Below are 19,778 nucleotides of genomic sequence, written 5' to 3'. Positions count from 1 at the left end.
GTCCGGCGCGAGGGGTCGGGCACGATCACGCCGGCGCGACCGCGTCCCGCACCAGGCGCAGCACCTCGTCCGCGCACCCCCAGGACACGGTCACCCCGGCACCCCCGTGGCCGTAGTTGTGCACGCACACCGTCCCGTCCGGCAGCCGTTCCGCCGCGAGCCGCACCGCCGGGCGGGCCGGCCGCAGCCCCACCCGGTGCGCCAGCACACGGGCCCGCGCCACCTGGGGGAAGTACCGGGCGCAGCGCGCCACGATCGCCTCCGCCACCGCCGGATCGGGCTCCCGCGACCACGCCCCCTCCCGCGCCGTACCGCCCAGGACCAGCCCGAAGGGCTGCGGCAGGAGATACGTCGAGTTCGCTGCGTCCTCCGCGCCCGCGTCGGCGACGGTGAACCACTCCTCGATGCCCGGATTCTCGACGATCACCAACTGCCCCTGGACGGGCTGCACCCCGTCATCCGGGACCAGTTCACGGGCGCCCAGCCCCGAGCAGTTCACCACCGCCCGGACGCCGTCGGCCGCCTCCGCCAGGGACGCCACCGGACGCGCCACCACGGTCCCGCCGGCCGCCGCCAGCCGTCGCTCCAGATACCGCAGGTGCACCGGCATCTCCACCAGCGGCGTACGCGCCCACCACCCCGCACCACAGCCCGGCGGCAGCTCCTCGGCGCGGGCCGGCCGCAGCCCCGGCACCGCCGCGTACCAGGCCCCCAGCCCCTCCTCGGGAGCGGGACCGCGCTCGCCGCCGGCCGTCCCCGCCGCCCCCGCCGTGACGCCCGCCACCAGCCGCGCCCCGGTCTCCGCCGGCCGCCCGGCGAGCCCGGTGAACACCTCCAGCGAGCGCAGCGACCAGCGGACCGCCTCCTCGTGCGGCCGGATCAGGTACGGCCAGCACAGACCGCCGGCCACCGCGGAGGTCGTGTCGTCGGCCGCTTCCCGGGCCACCACCCGCACCCGGTACCCGGCCTCGGCGAGCACGATCGCCGACGTCAGCCCGATCACGCCGGCGCCGACAACGCAGATGTCCGGGGCCGCCGAGGTGGGGGTCGGCGCGCTCGTGTCCGTCGTGTCCGGGGCGGCTGTCCCCGGGGCGATCGCCCCACCCGTCCCCGCCGACCGCTCGTTCGTCATCTCCGCAGCCTCCCCATCGCCCCGCATCCGGTGGTCCGGTCGCCGTGATCTTGTCCTGCTGTGACGCGGACGTAACCCTCCGGCCGTGAGGCGGACAATCCGGGACCTTACGCTGGTGGGGCCCCCGGTGGACCGGCCCGTGCCGTCGGCCCGACCGGGGCCCGGCACCGTCGGCCGATGACGCCCCTCGGATCCGCCCGCGACCACCCGTGGTCGCGCACCCCGTATTCCGTGCCTTCGCCCTCGTCCGAGGAGACCCATGCCCCGCCCCCGGCGCGCCGTGCCCGCCTGGCTCGCCCACCCCTTCCGCTGGCAGCGGCTGCCCGTGCCCTGGGCGGCGGTGGCTCGCGGCACGCTGTGCGCGGGCCCGCTGCTCGCCGCGGGGATCGCCACCGGGCACCCGGCCCCCGGCGTGCTGACCGCCCTCGGCTCGATGCTGGCGGGCGTCAACGACCGCCCGGGCACCCGGCGCACCGGCATCGTCCACATCGGCCTGCCCGCCCTGGCCGCCGCACTCGGCATGCTGCTGGGGGCGTCCCTGCGGGCCGCCGACGCGGGCTGGTGGGTGGTGCCCGCGCTGAGCGCCGTCGGCTTCGTCTCCGGCGCGGGCAGCGTGGCCGGACCGGTGCGCTCCACCGCCGGCATGCAGATGCTGGCCGCCACCGTCCTCGGCGCGGGCATGCCGCTGCCCGGCGCACCCTGGACGAAGGCCCTCTACGTCCTCGCCGGCTGCCTGTGGCTGCTCCTGCTGCGGCTCGTGCTGCGCTCGCCGCGCCCGGCCGGCGGACCGCTCAGCGGCGAACGGGCAGCCGTCGCCACCGTCTTCGACACGCTCGCCGACGCCCTGGCGGCGGTCGGCGGGCCGGGCGCGGAGCCCGCCAGGCGCCGGCTCACCGCCGCCCTGGACCGCGCCGACGAGGCGCTGCGGCTGCGCCGGCTCACCAGCCGACTGCTGCGCCGGCCGGCCCGCCCCGAGGAACTGCTGCTGGCCGAGCGGTTCGCCGCGGCCACCGCGCTCTGCGAGGCCAGCGTCGCGCTGCTGTGGGAGGCCCGGCCGCTGCCGGCGCGGGTCGCCGCCGGCCCGCGCCGGTTCGCCGAGGCGCTGCGCACCGGCCGGTCACCGGGCCGGCTCTCCGCCCCGGAGCGCAGCTCCGCCGCCCGCGGGGCCTTCGACCACGCCCTGCTGGACGCCGCGGTCGCCTTCGCCCGGGAACGGCCGCTGCCCCCGGCGACGACCCGCGAGGACCTGCCGTCCGCCCGGACCGGGGGAGTCCGCGGAGCACTGGGCCCGGCCGGCCGGGACTACGGCCTGCGGGTCGCCGTCTGCATCGGCGCCAGCGCGGCGGTGGCGCTGCTGCTCCGCGCCGACCACTGGTACTGGCTCCCGGCGACCGTCACCTTCCTCGTCAAGCCGGACCTGGGCCCACTGTTCTCCCGCACGGTCAACCGGTTCGCCGGCACCGCGGCCGGGGTCCTGGTCTTCGCGGCGGCCGGGGCCTGGCTGTCCGGCAGCTGGTGGCCCGCCGTGATCGCCGGCGCGGGCGGTGCGCTGCTGCCGTTCGCCACCCGGCACTTCGCGCTCCAGACCGGGGCGATCACGCTGATGGTGCTGTCCTTCGTGTACGTGGGCGGCGCCCGGCAGGCCGCCGCCGAGCGGATCGTCGACACCTCCCTGGCCTGCGCGATCGTGCTCGTCGTCGGGCACCTGCCGCACCTGGCCGACCCGCGCCGCAGGGTCGGCCCCCGGGTCACCGAGGCGCTGCGGAGCACCGAACGCTTCCTGCGCTACGTCCTGGAACCCCGGCCCGCGGCGCCCGTCGCCGAGGGGGCCGCCCCCGGAGCCGTCGCCACCCGCCGGCTGGCGCTGCGCCGGCACGCCTACCGGACGCTGGCCCAGGCGCGGGCCGCCGCAGAGACCGCCGCCGCGGAATTCCACCCCGCCCGCGACCCCGGCCCCGACTGGCCGACCGTGGTCACCGCGGCGGAGCGCATCGTGGACGCCGCCACCGCCTGCGCCGTCCGCCTCGACCGCGGCGCCCACCGCCCGGGCCCGGAGGAGGCCGAGCGGCTCTGCCGGGCCCTCTCGGCCATGGCCGACGCCCTGGAGGACCCCGGCCGCCGCCCGCCCGGCACCCCGCCGCCCGTACTGCGGCCGGTCCCGGATTGCGCGACCCTCACCGACGTCGCCGCGGAACTGGAGCGGCTGCGCGGCTACGCCGGCGCCCGCTGACCCGGCGGCCGGGTCGGGCCGCTCACCGGGCCGGCGCCGGCGCCTCCCCGGCACCGCCGGCCGCCCGCCGGCGGACCCGCACCCCCTCCGCCGCACCGCCGACCGCCAGCGCCACGGCCACCAGCAGGGCGCTGACCCACAGCGGCGCGCGGTAGCCGAAGCCGGCGGCGAGCGCGCCGCCGCCCCACCACGGGCCGGCCGCGGCGCCGACATTGAGCGCGGCGGTCGCGAACCCGCCGCCCAGCGTGGGCGCTTCGACCGCCGCGTAGAGCACCTGGGCGATCAGGGTGGAGCCGACCGCGAACGACAGGGTCCCCTGGACGAGGACCAGCACGACGGTGGCCGCCGCGTTCCCGGCCGTCAGCGCGAACACCACCCAGCCCACGAGCAGCGCCGCGCCCCCGATGGCGAGCAGCGGACGGGGCCGCCGGTCCGCCAGCCGCCCGCCGGCCGTGACCCCGACGAACGAACCCAGCCCGAACAGCGCCAGCACCACCGGCACCCCGGCGGCACCGAAACCGGTGACACCGGTGACCAGCGGCGCGAGGTAGGTGAAGGTGCAGAACGTGGCACCGTTGACCAGCGCCCCCAGCAGCAGCGCCACCAGCAGCCGCGGACGGCGCAGGGCCCGCAGCTCACCGCCGGCACCCCTCGCCCCGGCGCCGGCCGGACCGCCCGGGACCGACGCCATGATGGCGATCACCGCCGGCACCGACACCGCGGCCACCGCCCAGAACGCCGAGCGCCAGCCCCACTCCTGCCCCAGCACGGCACCGGCCGGGACGCCCACGATGCAGGCCAGCGTCGTGCCGCCCAACAGGACGGAGGTGGCCCGGCCCGTGGCGCCCGGCGCGGCCATCGCGGCCGCGGTCGCCAACGCCACCGCCAGGAATCCCGCGTTGGCCAGCGCCGCCACCACGCGGGTGGCCAGCAGCACGCCGAAGTCGGTGGTCACCGCGCCCACGACGTGCACCAGGAGAAAGGTGATCAGGAAGACCAACAGGGCGCGCCGCCGCGGCCAGCGCCGGCTGAGCAGCGCCATCAGCGGCGCCCCGACGACCATCCCGGCCGCGAACGCCGAAGTGAGCGCGCCGGCGGCCGGGATGGACACCTGGAGGTCGGCGGCGATGTCCGGGATCAGCCCGGACAGCATGAACTCGGACGTGCCCTGCGCGAAAACCGCCAGCGCGAGCATGTAGAGAGTGAACGGCATAGAAAAATCTCCGCAACCACGCCAAGGACCGGCACGGGCCGAAGGGCGGCGTCGGCAAGGCCGACGGCGATCGGTACGGCCGGTTGAGGAAGCGGCAGCCCCGGCTACCGCAAGGAACAAGACCTGCCTGAAGAAGGCGGTCCGGTGGCGGAGAAGGTCGAACAGCCACCGGACGACGCCCGGTGGCTAGCGTCTTGAGGACTCGGGGCTGGTCATGATCCGCAGGCTAGTCGGGCGGCCCGGCGCCCGTCCACGGATTTATCGCTCTCGGTCTGTCGTTCCCGGTTCCTCGCCCGCGGTATGGCGATCGCGGTTCCTCGCTCCCGGGACCGGGCGGGGTACGCAGCGCGCGATCGGGGCGGGCAGCAGTGCCGCCCGCCCCGATCCACCGTCAGGTCATCGCGGTCAGCGACCGCCCTTGCCGCCCAACAGCCCGGCCCGCCGCAGCGCGTCCGCCATCGCGTCGTTGACCGGAGCGGCCTCCCGGCCGCCGCCGCGGCGCTCGCCGCCACGCTGGCCGCCGCCCTGCCGCTGCCGCGGCGCACCGCCCCGGCCGCCCTCGCGCGGCCCCCGGCCGCCGCCGGCACCGCCGCGCCGCTCGCCGCCGCCGGCCGGCGCGCCCTTGCCGGGCTCGTCGTCCAGCCGCAGGGTCAGCGAGATCCGCTTCCGCGGGATGTCCACGTCGAGCACCTTGACCCGGACGATGTCGCCCGGCTTCACCACGTCCCGCGGGTCCTTGACGAAGTTCTTCGACATCGCCGAGACGTGCACCAGGCCGTCCTGGTGGACGCCCACGTCCACGAACGCCCCGAAGGCGGCGACGTTGGTCACCACGCCCTCCAGGATCATCCCCGGCGCCAGGTCGCCGATCTTCTCCACGCCCTCCTTGAAGGTCGCGGTCCGGAACTCCGGCCGCGGGTCGCGGCCCGGCTTCTCCAGCTCCTGGAGGATGTCGGTGACCGTCGGCAGACCGAAGGAGTCGTCGACGAAGTCCGCCGGGCGCAGGGCGCGCAACGCGGCCGTGTTGCCGATGAGTTCGCCGACCTCGCTCTGCGCCGTCTGCACGATCCGGCGCACCACCGGATACGCCTCGGGGTGCACGCTGGAGGCGTCCAGCGGGTCGTCGCCGCCCCGGATCCGCAGGAAGCCCGCGCACTGCTCGTACGCCTTGGGGCCCAGCCGCGACACGTCCTTGAGCGCCTTGCGGGAGCGGAACGGGCCGTTGTCGTCCCGGTGGTTCACGATGTTCTCGGCCAGGCCGGTGCTGATGCCGGAGACCCGGGCGAGCAGCGGCGCGGAGGCGGTGTTGACGTCCACGCCGACGCCGTTCACGCAGTCCTCGACCACCGCGTCCAGCGAGCGCGACAGCTTGGTCTCGGACAGGTCGTGCTGGTACTGGCCGACCCCGATCGACTTGGGGTCGATCTTGACCAGCTCGGCCAGCGGGTCCTGGAGGCGCCGCGCGATGGACACCGCGCCGCGCAGCGACACGTCCAGGTCCGGCAGTTCCTGGGAGGCGAAGGCGGAGGCCGAGTACACCGAGGCGCCCGCCTCGGACACCATCACCTTCGTCAGCTTCAACTCCGGCTGCGCGGCGATCAGTTCGGTCGCCAGCTTGTCGGTCTCCCGGGAAGCGGTGCCGTTGCCGATCGCGATCAGCTCGACGCGGTGCTCCCGCGCCAGTCGGGCCAGGGTGGCCAGCGCCGCGTCCCACTTCTGCTGCGGCACGTGCGGGTAGATCGTCTCGGTCGCCGCCACCTTGCCGGTCGCGTCGACCACCGCCACCTTCACGCCCGTACGGAAACCGGGGTCCAGGCCCATCGTGGCGCGCGTCCCGGCGGGGGCCGCCAGCAGCAGGTCGCGCAGGTTCGCGGCGAAGACCCGGACCGCCTCGTCCTCGGCGGCCTGCCGCAGCCGCAGCCGCAGATCGATCCCGAGGTGCACCTGGACGCGGGTGCGCCAGGCCCAGCGGACCGTGTCCTGCAGCCACTTGTCGGCCGGCCGGCCCCGATCGGCGATCCCGAAGCGGTGCGCGATGGACCGCTCGTAGGCGCTGGGGCCCTCGCCCGCCTCCGCCGGGTCCTCCGGCTCCAGGGTGAGGTCGAGGACGTCCTCCTTCTCACCGCGCAGCATCGCCAGCACCCGGTGGGAGGGCAGCTCGGTGAACGGCTCGGCGAAGTCGAAGTAGTCGGCGAACTTGGCGCCCTCCTCCTCCTTGCCGGTCCGCACCTTCGCCGCGACCCGGCCGCGCGTCCACATCCGCTCGCGCAGCTCACCGATCAGGTCCGCGTCCTCGCTGAACCGCTCGGTGAGGATCGCCCGCGCGCCCTCCAGGGCCGCGGCCGGATCGGCGACGCCCTTGTCCGCGTCCACGAACGCCGCGGCGGACGCGCTCGGTTCCACCGACGGGTCCGTCAGCAGCCCGTCGGCCAGCGGCTCCAGCCCCGCCTCCCGCGCGATCTGCGCCTTGGTGCGCCGCCTCGGCTTGAACGGCAGGTAGATGTCCTCCAGCCGGGCCTTGGACTCGGCGCCGCGGATCTGCGCCTCCAGCGCGGTGTCCAGCTTGCCCTGGGAGCGCACGGATTCCAGGACGGCGGTCCGCCGCTCCTCCAGCTCCCGCAGATAGCGCAGCCGTTCCTCCAGGGACCGCAGCTGCGCGTCGTCGAGCATCTCGGTCGCTTCCTTGCGGTAGCGCGCGATGAACGGGACGGTCGAGCCGCCGTCGAGCAGTTCGACCGCGGCCTTCACCTGCCGCTCCTTGACGCCGAGCTCGTCGGCGATCCGCGCTTCGATGGACCCGAGTGCCCCGATGGGCTCAGTGGCTGCCGTCACGTTGATCCTGCCCGCCTTCCAGCGACTTTCCTGAGCCTGCATTGTGCCGGTTGGCGGCCCGGACTGTCGCACCGCCCGGCCGGGAGCGCCGGGGTGTGAGAAGACGCACCACACCCCGGCGGCCACGAGGAGGCCGGTGCGACTACTCCTTGTCGAACAGGCTGGCGGGGAACGCCCCGGCCTCCATGAGGCGGGCGGCGAAGGCGCCCGCCAGTTCGGTCAGCCGGGCCACGCCCGCCGCCCCCAGGTGCTCGTACGGCGCCCGGTCCAGCCGGTCCGTCGTCCGCTCCAGGTCCTTGCGCAGCGTCGCCCCGGCCTCGGTCAGCTCGTCCGCGCCGCCCAGCAGTCCGCGTTCGCGCAGCCGCTCCTGGGCCGCCGTCAGCTCCTCCTGCGACCAGCCGCGGGTCGCCAGGATGCCGCGGTAGTTCATCCCGCGCCCGCTGGCGGTGTGCGTGACCAGCGCCTCCAGCGGGTCCAGCTCGGCGTCGAGCAGGGCCACCAGGTGGCCGTCGCCGCGGTGTTCGCGCAGCAGCGTGGCGGCGTGCCAGTAGGCGAGGTGCGGCGCGTCGGGCACCGGCAGGTCGGCGTGCGCGGCGTACAGCGGCCGGGCGTGCCGGGTACAGCCCTCGGTGGCGCGCAGCGCCAGCTTCGCCGCCTCGGCCATCTCCGGCGACTCCAGCGCCTCGGCGCCGAGCAGCCGGTGCAACGTGGCGTCCGCCGCGCGCAGCCGTGCTTCCAGGACGGCCTGCGGCGTGGTGCTCCGCCACGCCTGCGGGAGATGCTCGGCGATCAGCTCGTACTTGAAGGAGTAGAAGGTCGCGGCGACGGTTCCCGGGCCCACCACGCCCATGGGAGCGCTCCGGGAGACGAAGTACCCGGCGCGCCCGTTCACGCCCAACCCCGCCATCTCGGCGCCGAGTTCCGGTGCGAAGTAGTGCGCCGAGTGGAAGGGGTTGAGGACGTTGTGGCAGTGCCGGCCGGCCCGATCGGGCAGTGCGCTGGAAGAGGTCATGCGAGCAGGTTACCGACCCGTCGGTATGGCGCCACCCCCGTGGGGCGCTCCAGGGGCGCCGACCGGCCATGGCAGGAAAGGTGGGAAATCAGTCATTGCCGCCATCGGCATCGCTGACCAGGATGGATGCCATGGAACAGCGCGACGTGCTGGTCGTCCTCTTCGACGACGTGCAGAGCCTCGACGTGACCGGCCCGGTCGAGGTCTTCAACGGGGCCTGCGGCGGCGTCCCCGGCGCCTACCGCATCCGCACCGCCGGCCCGGACGGCGCCCCGGTCCGCACCACCAGCGGCCTGACCCTCGTCCCGGACCTCGCGCTCGACGCCGCCGAACCGCCGCACACCCTCGTCGTGCCGGGCGGCGACGGCACCCGGATCCCCGACCCGCGGCTGGTCGACTGGCTGGCCGAGCACGCGCCCCGCGCCCGCCGGGTGGTCTCGGTCTGCAGCGGCGCCTTCCTGCTGGCCGCGGCCGGACTGCTGGACGGTCGCCGCGCCACCACCCACTGGAGCCTGTGCGACGCGCTCGCCGCACGCCATCCCGCGGTCCGCGTCGAATCCGAGCCGATCTACGTGCGCGACGGCAACGTGGCCACCTCCGCGGGCGTCACGGCCGGGATCGACCTCGCGCTGGCCCTGGTCGAGGAGGACCTCGGCCGTGACCTCGCACTGTCCATCGCCCGCTATCTGGTGGTCTTCCTGCGCCGGCCGGGCAACCAGACCCAGTTCAGCGCCCAGCTCGCCGCGCAGACCGCGGAGCGCCGTCCGCTGCGCGACGTCCAGCAGTGGATCACCGAGAACCCGGCGGCGGACCTGTGCGTCGAGGCGCTGGCCGACCGCGCCGGGCTCTCCCCGCGGCACTTCGCCCGCGCCTTCCGCGACGAGACCGGGATGACGCCCGGCCGCTACGTCGACCGGGTCCGCCTGGAGGCCGCCCGGCGGCGCCTGGAGGACACCGCCGACGGCATCGAGCAGATCTCCCGGCAGTGCGGCTACGGCACCACCGAGGCGATGCGCCGCGCCTTCGTCCGGGTCCTCGGCGCCTCCCCGGCCGAATACCGCCGCCGCTTCCGCCCCGCCCCCCGGCCCTGACCCGCCCAGCCGCCCCGACCACCACGCACCAGGAACGACAGGAACGAGGAACTCATGCAGATCGCCGTCCTTCTCTACGACCGCTTCACCGCCCTCGACGCCATCGGCCCCTACGAGACGCTCGGCCTCGTCCCGGGAGCCGAGGTGGTCTTCGTCGCCGAGCGCACCGGCGTGCACCGCAGCGACAAGGGCTCCCTCGGTCTGGTCGTGGACGCCACGCTGGACGAGGTCACCGCGCCGGACATCCTGGTCGTCCCGGGTGGCCCCGGGCAGACCGCGATCATGGAAGACGGGCCGCTGCACGACTGGATCCGGGCGGTGGACGCCGGCACCACCTGGACCACCTCGGTGTGCACCGGCTCGCTCGTCCTCGCCGCCGCCGGTCTCCTCAAGGGCCGCCGGGCCACCACCCACTGGCTCGGGCTGGACCAGCTGTCCACGATGGGGGCCGAGCCGACCGGGGAGCGGGTGGTCTTCGACGGCAAGTACGTCACCGCCGCCGGCGTCTCCTCCGGTATCGACATGGGCCTCGCCCTCGCCGGCCGGATCGCCGGGGACTTCGTCGCGCAGAGCATCCAGCTCGGCATCGAGTACGACCCCCAGCCGCCCTACGACGCGGGTGCCCCGGAGAAGGCCCCGGCCGAGGTCGTCGCGGCCATGCGGGACAACAGCCGCTCCATCCTGACCGGCCGGCGCTGGCGGGACACGGCCCTCCAGGAGAAGTGACGGTCCGTCAGGAAGGTTGCCGCCGGCCGCGAAGTCGTGGCCGGCGGCGGCTCAGCCCTCGGGCCACGTGAACCGCGGCGCCCGGCGCTCCAGGAAGGCGGCGGCACCCTCCGCGGTCTCGCCGCTCTCCCGCGCCTGCGCCGCCCAGTGCGCCCCGCGCGCCTCCGCCTCCTCAGGCGGCACGTCCCACGTCCCGTTGGCCAGCTCCTTCGCCGCGGTCTGGGTCAGCAGCGACCGGCTCGCCAGCACGGCCGTGAACTCCGCGATCCGCTTGTCCAGCTCACCCTCGGCCACCACCTCGTCCACCAGCCCGGTCCGCAGCGCCCGCGCGCAGTCGATCAACTCCCCGGAGAACAACAGGTACTTGGCGGCCGACAGTCCCACCAGCCGGACCAGTCGCCGGGTCGCGGACGCCGGATAGGCCACCCCCAGCTTGGCGGGCGTCACCCCGAACAGCGCCCCCTCCTCCGCGAACCGCAGATCGCAGGCGGCCGCCAGCTGGGCGCCGCCGCCCACGCAGTAGCCGCGTATCGCCGCCACCGTCGGCCGCGGAAAGGCCGCCAGCGCCTCCTCGGCCACCACCGCCAACCCCTGCGAAGCGCCCGACGCGTCCCGCAGCGAACCGATGTCCGCCCCCGCGCAGAACGTCCCGCCGTCCCCGGTCAGCACCAGCGCCCGCACCGCGCGGTCGTCCGCCAGCCGCGCCAGCAGCGGCGGCAGCTCCCGCCACATCTGGACGGTCATCGCATTGCGCTTGCCCGTGTTGCTGATGGTGACGGTCGCCGTACCACCGCTGACATGCGTCTTCAGTCCCGGTTCCATGCCCGGATATTAGAGCGGCCGCCGCGCGCCCGGCCGGATACGATCGGCGGTCTGATGTCCGCAACCCTCGTCGCCAAAGATCTCGCCGCCGGCCACGGCGAGCGCGTCCTGTTCTCCGGTCTCGATCTGGTCGTCGCCCCCGGCGATGTGATCGGCCTGGTCGGTGCCAACGGCGCCGGCAAGTCCACCCTGCTGCGCCTGCTGGCCGGGCTGGCGCCCCCGGAGCAGGGCGGCCTCGTCCTCAGCCCGCCGACCGCCACCGTCGGCCACCTCCCGCAGGAGCCCGACCGGCGCCCCGGCGAGTCGGTGCGCGCCTTCCTCGCCCGCCGCACCGGCGTGACCGAGGCGCAGCGCGCCCTGGACGCCGCCACCGAGGCCCTCGCAAGGGAGCGCCCAGGCGCCGACGACGCCTACGACACGGCATTCACGCGCTGGCTCGACCTCGGCGGCGCCGACCTCGACGAGCGCGCCGAGGAGACCGCCGCGCAGCTGGGCCTGGCGATCAGCCTCGACCAGCCGATGACCACCCTCTCCGGCGGCCAGGCCGCCCGCGCCTCGCTCGCCTCGCTGCTGCTCTCCCGCTACGACGTCTTCCTCCTCGACGAGCCCACCAACGACCTCGACCTGGACGGCCTGGACCGCCTGGAGTCCTTCGTCACCGGCCTGCGCGCCGGCACCGTCCTGGTCAGCCACGACCGCGAGTTCCTGGCCCGCACGGTCACCCGCGTCGTCGAGCTCGACCTCGCCCAGCAGCAGGTCAACACCTACGGCGGTGGCTACACCGCGTACCTGGAGGAGCGCGAACGGGCCCGCCAGCACGCCCGCGAGCGCTACGAGGAGTACGCCGACACCAAGGCGGCACTGGAGGTCCGGGCGCACACCCAGCGCAACTGGATGGAGAAGGGCGTCCGCAACGCCCGCCGCAAGGCCACCGACAACGACAAGATCGGCCGCAAGGGCCGGGTCGAGGCCACCGAGAAGCAGGCCGCCAAGGCCAAGCAGACCCAGCGCATGATCGAGCGGCTGGAGGTCGTCGAGGAGCCCCGCAAGGAGTGGGAGCTGCGGATGGAGATCGCCGCGGCGCCCCGGGCCGGCGCGGTCGTGGCCACCCTCCGGCAGGCCGCGGTCCGGCGCGGCGACTTCGGCTTCGGCCCGGTCGACCTCCAGATCGACTGGGCGGACCGGGTCGCCATCACCGGCCCCAACGGCGCCGGCAAGTCCACCCTGCTCGCGGCCCTCCTGGGCCGGCTGCCGCTGGACTCCGGGGCGGCGTCGCTCGGCCCGGGCGTGGTGGTCGGCGAGATCGACCAGGCCCGCGGCCAGCTGTTCCGGGGCGACGGCGACACCCCGCTGATGGACGCCTTCCGGGCCGCCGTCCCGGACCTGGCGCCCGCCGACGTGCGCACCCTGCTCGCCAAGTTCGGCCTCAAGGCGGCCCATGTGCTGCGCCCGGCGGCCACCCTCTCGCCGGGGGAGCGCACCCGAGCCGCACTGGCCCTCCTCCAGGGCCGCGGGGTCAACCTCCTGGTCCTCGACGAGCCGACCAACCACCTCGACCTCCCCGCCATCGAGCAGCTGGAGTCCGTGCTCGCCTCGTACCCGGGCACCCTGCTGCTGGTCACCCACGACCGTCGGATGCTGACGGCGGTGCACACCACGCGGCGGATCGAGGTGGAGGCCGGGCGGATCACCGATCGGCCGGTGTGACCTGGCGCGATGCGGCCCCGGCCCGCTCCGGCATTCGATTTGTTTCCGGAGCGGGGACCCCGTAAGGTAATCCGAGCCGACGCGGGGTGGAGCAGCTCGGTAGCTCGCTGGGCTCATAACCCAGAGGTCGCAGGTTCAAATCCTGTCCCCGCTACTCAGAAGAACAGCAGGTCCGATGCTCAGGCACCGGACCTGCTGTCGTGTGTGCCCACCGGCGCTCCCCGCTCGCCCTGCCACCTCTCCCCATACGCGGTATACCGGGAAAAACGGTCCCCGATCGAGGAGGCGGTGATGGCCGGCAAGTCCAAGTCTTCCCGGCGCAGTCCGACTGCGGCCCGTTTGGGGCGGAGCTTCGGGCTGCTCGCGGTCCTGGGGGCCGTCCTCGTCCTGGCCGGGATCGTCGGGCTGATCTACGTCGCCGTGGCCACCCTCACCACGATGCTGCTCTTCGGCTGGCTGCTGCTGATCGGCGGCGTGGTGGGGCTGGCGCACGCCATCCAGTCCCGGGGCTCGAACTTCTTCTGGCTCGCGGTGATCGTCGCGGCGCTGAACATCGCGGCCGGGGTGGTGGTGCTCCGCCTGCCCGAGGCCACCGCCGCCGCACTGACCATGTTCGCGGCCCTGCTCTTCCTGACCGGCGGGCTGTTCCGGCTGGCCGGCGCCGTGGTGGTGCGCGGGCCGCAGTTCGGCTGGACGCTGCTCCAGGGGGCGCTCGGCATCCTGCTGGGCGTCCTGGTCCTCGCCAGTTGGCCGCACAGCAGCCTCTACGTCATCGGCTGCTTCTTCTCCCTGGAACTGCTCTTCGACGGGCTGGGCCTGCTCGCCATGGGGATCGGCGGTCGGCGCGTGGTCGGCATGGTGGAGGAGGGCAGAGTGGCTTGATCCATACCCCGGCCGCGGCGGTATCGGCGGAGATCCGGCGTCCGGTCCGGGGCGCCACCAAAGAAAAGCGACGGAAAGGCGACGAGACGCGTCGCGAGGCAGATCAATCCCGTCAGAATCGACCAAAAGCCGTCGATAGGCGCTGACTTGTGTTCAGGAGGCCGGCCCGGACCAGCACATTCTCAACACTCGTCGTGTGAGGATGCCTTCCGGACCTTCTGCAGAACCCCCCGAGGAGCTGACCTCCCCGCTCGCGTACGAAGGTGTCTGGCGGTTCACCGCCCCGGCACTGGAGTCGTCGGTGCCCCAGGCACGCCACGCGGTCCGGGATCTGCTCACCGAACAGCACGTGCCCGTCGCCGACGCCATCCTGGACACGCTGCTGCTGATCGTCTCCGAGCTGGTCACCAACGCCGTCCGGCACGCCGCGCTGCTCTCCCCCCAGATCGCCGTCCAGCTCACCCTCGGCGCCAACTGGCTACGGGTCGCCGTCGAGGACGACCACCCCTACCGCCCCAAGGCGCTGGAGGCGGACGAGGGCGACGTCGGCGGCCGAGGGCTGTGGCTGGTCAAGGCGCTCACCACGGAGGTGGGCGGCAAGTGCGACGTGGCGCACACCGCGGGCGGCGGCAAGGCCATCTGGGCCGAGTTGCCCCTGGCCCCGCTCGCTACCAGCCCGCCGACTTCCCGGTGAGCTCGCGGACCGCCGGACGTGCCGCGTCCAGCACGGTCATGAACCACGCGGAGAACGGCAGCCGGGCATGCCGCTCGGCCAGCTCCTCCGGCGTGACGAACGCGACCTCGGCGATCTCGGTGGGCTCCGGCGCCGGCTCGGTCCGCAGCAGCCCCACGAACAGGTGGTTGTACTCCTGCTCCACCAGCCCGGAGTCCGGGTCGGGATGGTTGTAGCGCACCGTCCCGGCCTCGGCCAGCAGCGCGGGGGCGACCCCGAGCTCCTCCGCGGTCCGCCGGGCCGCCGCCGCGAACGGCATCTCGCCCGGGTACGGGTGACCGCAGCAGGTGTTGGACCACACACCGGGGGAGTGGTACTTCGACAGCGCCCGGCGCTGGAGCAGCAGCCGCCCCTTCTCGTCGAAGAGGAAGACCGAGAACGCCCGGTGCAACTGCCCGGGAGCCTGGTGCGCCGCGAGCTTCTCCGCGGTGCCGATCGTCGTGCCGTCCTCGTCGACCAGCTCCAGCATGATCGGCTCGGCGGCGCCCTCCGGCGCGCCCACCGCGGAGGCTCCGGCGGTCTGTCCGTTGGCAGGTGTGATCGGCATGCGCATCCTTGTCGTCGGTCGTCGGTGTCAAGTCTGCCCCACCAGCGCTCCCATCAGTGGCAGAGCACTGCCGGTCAGCGCGCGGCGCCGCGTGTCCCGGAACCGGACGGACCGCCCGCGCGCCCCGTCCCGCACCGGTCGCCGGCGGCGGGCGGGATCCGCGTCGGCGACCGGCATGGCCCTCGCCACAGCAGCTCACCGGCAACCGTGACCAGCCCCCGCATAACCGGCACCCGGCCCGGCGGCCAGTTGTTCAGGCGCGCCCCGATCCACCATGATGATCGCGGCAGGCGCAGCCGTCGCTCACCCGATCGAGTGGTGAATACGTGGTGAACGGCCGCATCCCGCGATCGGATAGCCTCTGCCGACGTGCCTCCCGGCTCCCGAGGGCCAGGTGTGCCACGCCCGCCGCCCGGGTAGTTCGTGCCGAATGCGGACCGACCGGCGCTGCTCGTCAGCATCCAAGGAGTGAGTTCGTCTGTCGACCGCCATCCTCACCGGTCCGCCGGTCGCCGGGTCGTCGCTCGAAGCCGACCTGCGCACACTGGGCTTCGACGTCCGCACGGCCAGTGACCCCGGCGGCGCCACCGAGCTGCTCGCCGAGGTGCCCGCCCAGCAGCGGGTGGCCCTGGTGGACCCGCGCTTCGTCGGCCACCTGCACGCCCTGCGGCTCGCCCTGACCGACCCCCGCTTCCCGGCCGCGGCGGTGCCCGGCGTGCTCACCGTGCAGGCCGAGGCCCGCGCCGCGCTGGACCATGCGGCCGGCCGCATCCCGGTCGGCGCCGGCACCGCCCACCTGACCGACGTGCTCACCGACACCCTCACCGAGGCGCTCGACCGCGCGGACGTCGGACTGCACCGCGTCGAGCTCGGCAGCCTGGTCGGCACCCTCGCGCTCACCCCCGACCAGCGGTCGGAGGCCCGCGAGGCCGTCGCGGCCGTCGACGACGAGGCGGTCCGGCTGCGCACCGCGGTCAAGTCCCGCGACGGCTTCTTCACCACCTTCTTCATCAGCCCGTACTCGCGCTACCTCGCCCGCTGGTGCGCGCGCCGCGGCCTGACCCCCAACCAGGTCACCACCGCCTCCCTGCTCACCGCGCTGATCGCGGCGGGCTGCGCGGCCACCGGCAGCCGCGGCGGCTTCGTCGCCGCCGGCGTGCTGCTGCTGCTCTCCTTCGTCCTGGACTGCACCGACGGGCAGCTCGCCCGCTACTCGCTGCAGTACTCGACGCTGGGCGCCTGGCTGGACGCCACCTTCGACCGCGCCAAGGAATACGCGTACTACGCGGGGCTCGCCCTCGGGGCCGCCCGGGGCGGCGACGACGTGTGGGCGCTGGCGCTCGGCGCGATGATCCTCCAGACCTGCCGGCACGTCGTCGACTTCGCCTTCAACGAAGGCAGCGAATTCGAGGGCGGCGCCGGGAGCGCCGGCCCCGCCGTGGCGCTGTCCGACCGGCTCGACCAGGTCGGCTGGACCGTCTGGGTGCGCCGGATGATCGTGCTGCCCATCGGCGAACGCTGGGCCATGATCGCCGTGCTGACCGCGCTCACCACCCCGCGCATCGTCTTCTACGCCCTGCTCGTCGGCTGCGCGCTGGCCGCCTGCTACACCACGGCCGGCCGGGTGCTGCGCTCCCGGGCCCGCCGCGCCCGGCGCACCGACCGGGCCGCCCGCGCGCTCGCGGACCTCGCCGACTACGGCCCGCTGGTCGAGCTGCTGACCGGCGGCGGCCGGGGACGGAGCCGGTCCGGTTCCCTCCTGGCGCCCGTTATGGCCTTTCTCTCGTCCGCGATGCTGCTGGTGTGGTTGATCTCCCAGCCCGACCCCGCCTCCTGGCTCACCGTCGGCGTCGCGTGCTGTTCCGCGCTGCTGGCCGCCGCGGCCCTGTCCCGCCCGCTCAAGGGCGCCCTGGACTGGCTCGTCCCGCCCTTCTTCCGGGCCGGCGAATACCTCACGGTCCTGGTGCTGGCCGCCCGTGCGGACGCCCACGGAGCGCTTCCCGCGGCGTTCGGGCTGATCGCGGCGGTCGCCTACCATCACTACGACACGGTCTACCGCATCCGCGGTGGCACCGGGGCCCCACCGCGGTGGCTGGTCCGGGCGACCGGCGGGCACGAAGGACGGATCCTCGTGATCACCTTCCTGGCCGCCCTGCTGCCCGCCACAGGTTTCACGATCGCGCTCACGGCACTCGCTGCGGTCCTGGCGCTGCTGGTGCTCGCCGAGAGCATCCGCTTCTGGGTGGCCGCACACAAGCACGGCGCACCCGCCGTACACGATGAAGGAGAACCCGCATGATCGGCCTCGTGCTGGCTGCCGGCGCCGGACGGCGTCTGCGCCCCTACACCGACACCCTGCCCAAGGCTCTGGTGCCGGTCGACGGGGAGACCACGATCCTCGACCTGACCCTCGGCAACTTCGCCGAGATCGGCCTGACCGAGGTCGCGATCATCGTCGGCTACCGCAAGGAGGCCGTGTACGAGCGCCAGGAGGCCCTGGAGCAGAAGTACGGCCTCAAGATCACGCTGATCGACAACGACAAGGCCGAGGAGTGGAACAACGCCTACTCCCTGTGGTGCGCCCGTGACGTGATCGCGGCCCACGACTCGGTGATCCTCGCCAACGGCGACACCGTGCACCCGGTCTCCGTCGAGCAGACGCTGCTCGCCGCCCGCGGCAACGGCCAGAAGATCATCCTCGCGCTGGACGCCGTCAAGCAGCTCGCCGACGAGGAGATGAAGGTCGTCGCGGACCCCGCCAAGGGCGTCCAGAAGATCACCAAGCTGATGGACCCGGCCGACGCGACCGGCGAGTACATCGGCGTCACCCTCATCGAGGGCGAGGCCGCCGCCGAGCTGGCCGACGCCCTGAAGACCACCTTCGAGCGGGACCCCGACCTCTACTACGAGGACGGCTACCAGGAACTGGTCAACCGCGGCTTCAAGGTCGACGTGGCGCCGATCGGCGACGTCAAGTGGGTCGAGATCGACAACCACGACGACCTCGCGAAGGGCCGTGACATCGCATGCCAGTACTGACCCGCCTCATCCCGTCCCCGGTCGTCGTCGACATCAGCGCCGGCGCCCTGGACGACCTGGCGGGTCTGCTGGCCGACCAGCGCATCTCGGCTTCCGGCAAGCTCGCCATCGCGATCAGCGGCGGCTCGGGGGCCCGGCTGCGCCGGCGGCTGGCCCCCGCCCTGCCCGGCGCCGAGTGGTACGAGGTCGGCGGCGGCACCCTGGACGACGCGATCAAGCTCGCCGACGCCATGAAGAAGGGGCACTACGACGCCGTCGTGGGCCTGGGCGGCGGCAAGATCATCGACTGTGCGAAGTTCGCCGCGGCGCGCATCGGCCTGCCGCTGGTGGCGGTCGCGACCAACCTGTCGCACGACGGGCTGTGCTCGCCGGTCGCCACCCTCGACAACGACGCGGGCCGCGGCTCGTACGGCGTGCCCAACCCGATCGCCGTGGTGATCGACCTCGACGTCATCCGTGAGGCACCGGTCCGCTTCGTCCGCTCCGGCATCGGCGACGCGATCTCCAACATCTCCGCGGTCGCGGACTGGGAGCTGTCGCACCGCGAGACCGGCGAGGCCATCGACGGGCTGGCCGCGGCCATGGCCCGGCAGGCCGGCGAGGCCGTGCTGCGCCACCCCGGGGGCGTCGGCGACGACAACTTCCTGCAGGTACTGGCCGAGGGCCTGGTGCTCACCGGCATCTCGATGTCGGTGGCCGGCGACAGCCGCCCGGCCTCCGGCGCCTGCCACGAGATCAACCACGCCTTCGACATCCTCTTCCCCAAGCGGGCGGCGAGCCACGGCGAGCAGTGCGGCCTCGCCGCCGCCTTCGCCACCCACCTGCGCGGGGACCGCGCGACCTCCGCGCTGATGGTCGAGGTGCTCCAGCGCCACGGCCTGCCGGTCACCCCGGGCGACATGGGCTTCACCGACGAGGAGTTCGTGCAGGCCGTCGAGTTCGCCCCGAAGACCCGTCCAGGCCGCTACACGATCCTGGAGCACCTGGACCTGTCCACCGATCAGATCAGGGACGCATACGCCGACTATGCCGAAACCATCAGTAGCTGAACTCCGCCCGGTCGTTCACCCCGAGGGCGTGAAGGACCGGCGCAGCGGGGAGCACTGGGGCGGCCGCCTCTACATGCGGGAAATCTCGCTGCGCTGCGACCGGTACCTGGTCAACACCCGGGTCACGCCCAACCAGCTGACCTACGTGATGACCGTCTTCGGCGTGCTCGCGGCCCCGGCGCTGCTGGTGCCCGGCATCTGGGGCGCCGTGCTCGGCGTGGTCATGGTCCAGCTCTACCTCCTCTTCGACTGCATCGACGGCGAGGTCGCGCGCTGGAAGAAGCAGTTCTCGCTCGGCGGCGTCTACCTCGACCGGGTCGGCGCCTACCTCTGCGACGCCGCGGTGCTGGTCGGCTTCGGCCTGCGTGCCGCGGACCTGTGGGGCCCCGGGCGGATCGACTGGCTCTGGGCGTTCCTCGGGACGCTGGCCGCCGTCGGCGCGATCCTGATCAAGGCCGAGACCGACCTCGTCGGCGTCGCCCGCCACCAGGGCGGTCTGCCGCCGGTCAAGGAGGCGGCGTCCGAGCCGCGCTCGTCCGGCCTGGCGCTGGCCCGCAAGGCCGCCGCGGCGCTGAAGTTCCACCGGCTGGTCCTCGGGATCGAGGCGTCCCTGCTGATCCTGGTCCTGGCGATCGTGGACGCGGTGCGCGGCGACCTGTTCTTCTCCCGGCTCGGCGTCGCGGTGCTGGCCGGCATCGCGCTCCTGCAGACCCTGCTGCACCTCGTGTCGATCCTCGCCTCCAGCAGGCTCAAGTGACCGGGG

General features: G+C 74.1%; 16 protein-coding genes and 1 tRNA gene. 11 read left to right on the top strand and 6 right to left on the bottom strand.

Annotated features, from left to right (window positions below):
* Positions 1 to 25: 25 nt before the first annotated feature.
* Positions 26 to 1,132 (bottom strand): FAD-dependent oxidoreductase, encoded by a 1,107-nt coding sequence (locus MOV08_RS08855; protein ID WP_275306935.1) that lies wholly within the window; start codon positions 1,130 to 1,132, stop codon positions 26 to 28.
* 259 nt (positions 1,133 to 1,391) lie between these two features.
* Here MOV08_RS08855 and MOV08_RS08850 point away from each other — a divergent pair, with 259 nt between their 5' ends.
* Positions 1,392 to 3,362 (top strand): FUSC family protein, encoded by a 1,971-nt coding sequence (locus MOV08_RS08850; RefSeq protein ID WP_275306934.1) that lies wholly within the window; start codon positions 1,392 to 1,394, stop codon positions 3,360 to 3,362.
* 22 nt (positions 3,363 to 3,384) lie between these two features.
* On the opposite strand, the gene MOV08_RS08845 is transcribed toward MOV08_RS08850, so the two are convergent.
* The 3 genes from MOV08_RS08845 to MOV08_RS08835 form a co-directional block, all read right to left on the bottom strand.
* Complete coding sequence (locus MOV08_RS08845; protein ID WP_275306933.1) at positions 3,385 to 4,575, bottom strand: Cmx/CmrA family chloramphenicol efflux MFS transporter; 1,191 nt, start codon at positions 4,573 to 4,575, stop codon at positions 3,385 to 3,387.
* A gap of 405 nt (positions 4,576 to 4,980) precedes the next feature.
* Positions 4,981 to 7,407 carry a Tex family protein gene (locus MOV08_RS08840; protein ID WP_275306932.1) on the bottom strand — a complete coding sequence of 809 codons (2,427 nt, stop codon included), beginning with the start codon at positions 7,405 to 7,407 and terminating at the stop codon, positions 4,981 to 4,983.
* 142 nt (positions 7,408 to 7,549) lie between these two features.
* A complete protein-coding gene (locus MOV08_RS08835) occupies positions 7,550 to 8,419 on the bottom strand; it encodes an SCO6745 family protein (protein ID WP_039630827.1) in 870 nt (289 codons plus the stop codon).
* A 131-nt stretch (positions 8,420 to 8,550) separates the two neighbouring features.
* Here MOV08_RS08835 and MOV08_RS08830 point away from each other — a divergent pair, with 131 nt between their 5' ends.
* Together MOV08_RS08830 and MOV08_RS08825 are read left to right on the top strand one after the other, a co-directional pair.
* Complete coding sequence (locus MOV08_RS08830) at positions 8,551 to 9,510, top strand: GlxA family transcriptional regulator (RefSeq protein WP_039630824.1); 960 nt, start codon at positions 8,551 to 8,553, stop codon at positions 9,508 to 9,510.
* A 54-nt stretch (positions 9,511 to 9,564) separates the two neighbouring features.
* Positions 9,565 to 10,236 (top strand): DJ-1/PfpI family protein, encoded by a 672-nt coding sequence (locus MOV08_RS08825; RefSeq protein ID WP_275306931.1) that lies wholly within the window; start codon positions 9,565 to 9,567, stop codon positions 10,234 to 10,236.
* 51 nt (positions 10,237 to 10,287) lie between these two features.
* On the opposite strand, the gene MOV08_RS08820 is transcribed toward MOV08_RS08825, so the two are convergent.
* Positions 10,288 to 11,058 carry an enoyl-CoA hydratase/isomerase family protein gene (locus MOV08_RS08820; RefSeq protein WP_039630821.1) on the bottom strand — a complete coding sequence of 257 codons (771 nt, stop codon included), beginning with the start codon at positions 11,056 to 11,058 and terminating at the stop codon, positions 10,288 to 10,290.
* 54 nt (positions 11,059 to 11,112) lie between these two features.
* On the opposite strand from MOV08_RS08820, the gene MOV08_RS08815 reads away from it, so the two are divergent.
* The 4 genes from MOV08_RS08815 to MOV08_RS08800 all read left to right on the top strand — a co-directional run bounded on the left by MOV08_RS08815 (position 11,113) and on the right by MOV08_RS08800 (position 14,341).
* Positions 11,113 to 12,765: an ABC-F family ATP-binding cassette domain-containing protein gene (locus MOV08_RS08815; protein WP_275306930.1), complete on the top strand. Its 1,653-nt coding sequence runs from the start codon at positions 11,113 to 11,115 to the stop codon at positions 12,763 to 12,765.
* Between the two features lie 80 nt (positions 12,766 to 12,845).
* Positions 12,846 to 12,919: transfer RNA gene (locus MOV08_RS08810), tRNA-Met, on the top strand.
* A gap of 137 nt (positions 12,920 to 13,056) precedes the next feature.
* On the top strand, positions 13,057 to 13,647 hold the full coding sequence (locus tag MOV08_RS08805; RefSeq protein ID WP_039630817.1) for an HdeD family acid-resistance protein: 591 nt from the start codon (positions 13,057 to 13,059) through the stop codon (positions 13,645 to 13,647).
* A 202-nt stretch (positions 13,648 to 13,849) separates the two neighbouring features.
* Positions 13,850 to 14,341, top strand: a complete 492-nt coding sequence (locus MOV08_RS08800; RefSeq protein ID WP_039630815.1) for an ATP-binding protein — start codon at positions 13,850 to 13,852, stop codon at positions 14,339 to 14,341.
* Here MOV08_RS08800 and idi read toward each other — a convergent pair.
* Positions 14,316 to 14,927, bottom strand: a complete 612-nt coding sequence (gene idi / locus MOV08_RS08795; protein ID WP_039630813.1) for an isopentenyl-diphosphate Delta-isomerase — start codon at positions 14,925 to 14,927, stop codon at positions 14,316 to 14,318. The genes MOV08_RS08800 and idi overlap by 26 nt on opposite strands.
* A 478-nt stretch (positions 14,928 to 15,405) precedes the next feature.
* On the opposite strand from idi, the gene MOV08_RS08790 reads away from it, so the two are divergent.
* From MOV08_RS08790 to MOV08_RS08775, 4 genes are read left to right on the top strand one after another with little or no spacing between them, the layout of a single operon-like run.
* Positions 15,406 to 17,226, top strand: a complete 1,821-nt coding sequence (locus MOV08_RS08790; protein WP_275311736.1) for a DUF5941 domain-containing protein — start codon at positions 15,406 to 15,408, stop codon at positions 17,224 to 17,226.
* On the top strand, positions 17,223 to 17,966 hold the full coding sequence (locus MOV08_RS08785; RefSeq protein ID WP_039630809.1) for a phosphocholine cytidylyltransferase family protein: 744 nt from the start codon (positions 17,223 to 17,225) through the stop codon (positions 17,964 to 17,966). The genes MOV08_RS08790 and MOV08_RS08785 overlap by 4 nt, the downstream gene beginning before the upstream one ends.
* Positions 17,954 to 19,015 carry an iron-containing alcohol dehydrogenase family protein gene (locus tag MOV08_RS08780; RefSeq protein ID WP_039630807.1) on the top strand — a complete coding sequence of 354 codons (1,062 nt, stop codon included), beginning with the start codon at positions 17,954 to 17,956 and terminating at the stop codon, positions 19,013 to 19,015. Before MOV08_RS08785 ends, MOV08_RS08780 begins: the two co-directional genes overlap by 13 nt.
* On the top strand, positions 18,993 to 19,772 hold the full coding sequence (locus tag MOV08_RS08775; RefSeq protein WP_073448613.1) for a CDP-alcohol phosphatidyltransferase family protein: 780 nt from the start codon (positions 18,993 to 18,995) through the stop codon (positions 19,770 to 19,772). Before MOV08_RS08780 ends, MOV08_RS08775 begins: the two co-directional genes overlap by 23 nt.
* The last annotated feature ends 6 nt before the right edge of the window (positions 19,773 to 19,778 follow it).

The organism is Streptomyces yunnanensis, from assembly GCF_029011865.1.
In the GTDB taxonomy this organism is placed as follows: Bacteria; Actinomycetota; Actinomycetes; order Streptomycetales; family Streptomycetaceae; genus Streptomyces; species Streptomyces yunnanensis.
Note: the sequence above shows the minus strand (reverse complement) of the source record. Positions and strands in the feature narration are given on the sequence as shown.

What these genes read in the sequence shown, in the direction of transcription:
- MOV08_RS08855 (WP_275306935.1), bottom strand. Translation starts at nt 1,132, where the DNA reads ATGACGAACGAGCGGTCGGCGGGGACGGGTGGGGCGATCGCCCCGGGG.
- MOV08_RS08850 (WP_275306934.1), top strand. Translation starts at nt 1,392, where the DNA reads ATGCCCCGCCCCCGGCGCGCCGTGCCCGCCTGGCTCGCCCACCCCTTC.
- MOV08_RS08845 (WP_275306933.1), bottom strand. Translation starts at nt 4,575, where the DNA reads ATGCCGTTCACTCTCTACATGCTCGCGCTGGCGGTTTTCGCGCAGGGC.
- MOV08_RS08835 (WP_039630827.1), bottom strand. Translation starts at nt 8,419, where the DNA reads ATGACCTCTTCCAGCGCACTGCCCGATCGGGCCGGCCGGCACTGCCAC.
- MOV08_RS08830 (WP_039630824.1), top strand. Translation starts at nt 8,551, where the DNA reads ATGGAACAGCGCGACGTGCTGGTCGTCCTCTTCGACGACGTGCAGAGC.
- MOV08_RS08825 (WP_275306931.1), top strand. Translation starts at nt 9,565, where the DNA reads ATGCAGATCGCCGTCCTTCTCTACGACCGCTTCACCGCCCTCGACGCC.
- MOV08_RS08820 (WP_039630821.1), bottom strand. Translation starts at nt 11,058, where the DNA reads ATGGAACCGGGACTGAAGACGCATGTCAGCGGTGGTACGGCGACCGTC.
- MOV08_RS08815 (WP_275306930.1), top strand. Translation starts at nt 11,113, where the DNA reads ATGTCCGCAACCCTCGTCGCCAAAGATCTCGCCGCCGGCCACGGCGAG.
- MOV08_RS08805 (WP_039630817.1), top strand. Translation starts at nt 13,057, where the DNA reads ATGGCCGGCAAGTCCAAGTCTTCCCGGCGCAGTCCGACTGCGGCCCGT.
- MOV08_RS08800 (WP_039630815.1), top strand. Translation starts at nt 13,850, where the DNA reads ATGCCTTCCGGACCTTCTGCAGAACCCCCCGAGGAGCTGACCTCCCCG.
- idi (WP_039630813.1), bottom strand. Translation starts at nt 14,927, where the DNA reads ATGCCGATCACACCTGCCAACGGACAGACCGCCGGAGCCTCCGCGGTG.
- MOV08_RS08785 (WP_039630809.1), top strand. Translation starts at nt 17,223, where the DNA reads ATGATCGGCCTCGTGCTGGCTGCCGGCGCCGGACGGCGTCTGCGCCCC.
- MOV08_RS08780 (WP_039630807.1), top strand. Translation starts at nt 17,954, where the DNA reads ATGCCAGTACTGACCCGCCTCATCCCGTCCCCGGTCGTCGTCGACATC.
- MOV08_RS08775 (WP_073448613.1), top strand. Translation starts at nt 18,993, where the DNA reads ATGCCGAAACCATCAGTAGCTGAACTCCGCCCGGTCGTTCACCCCGAG.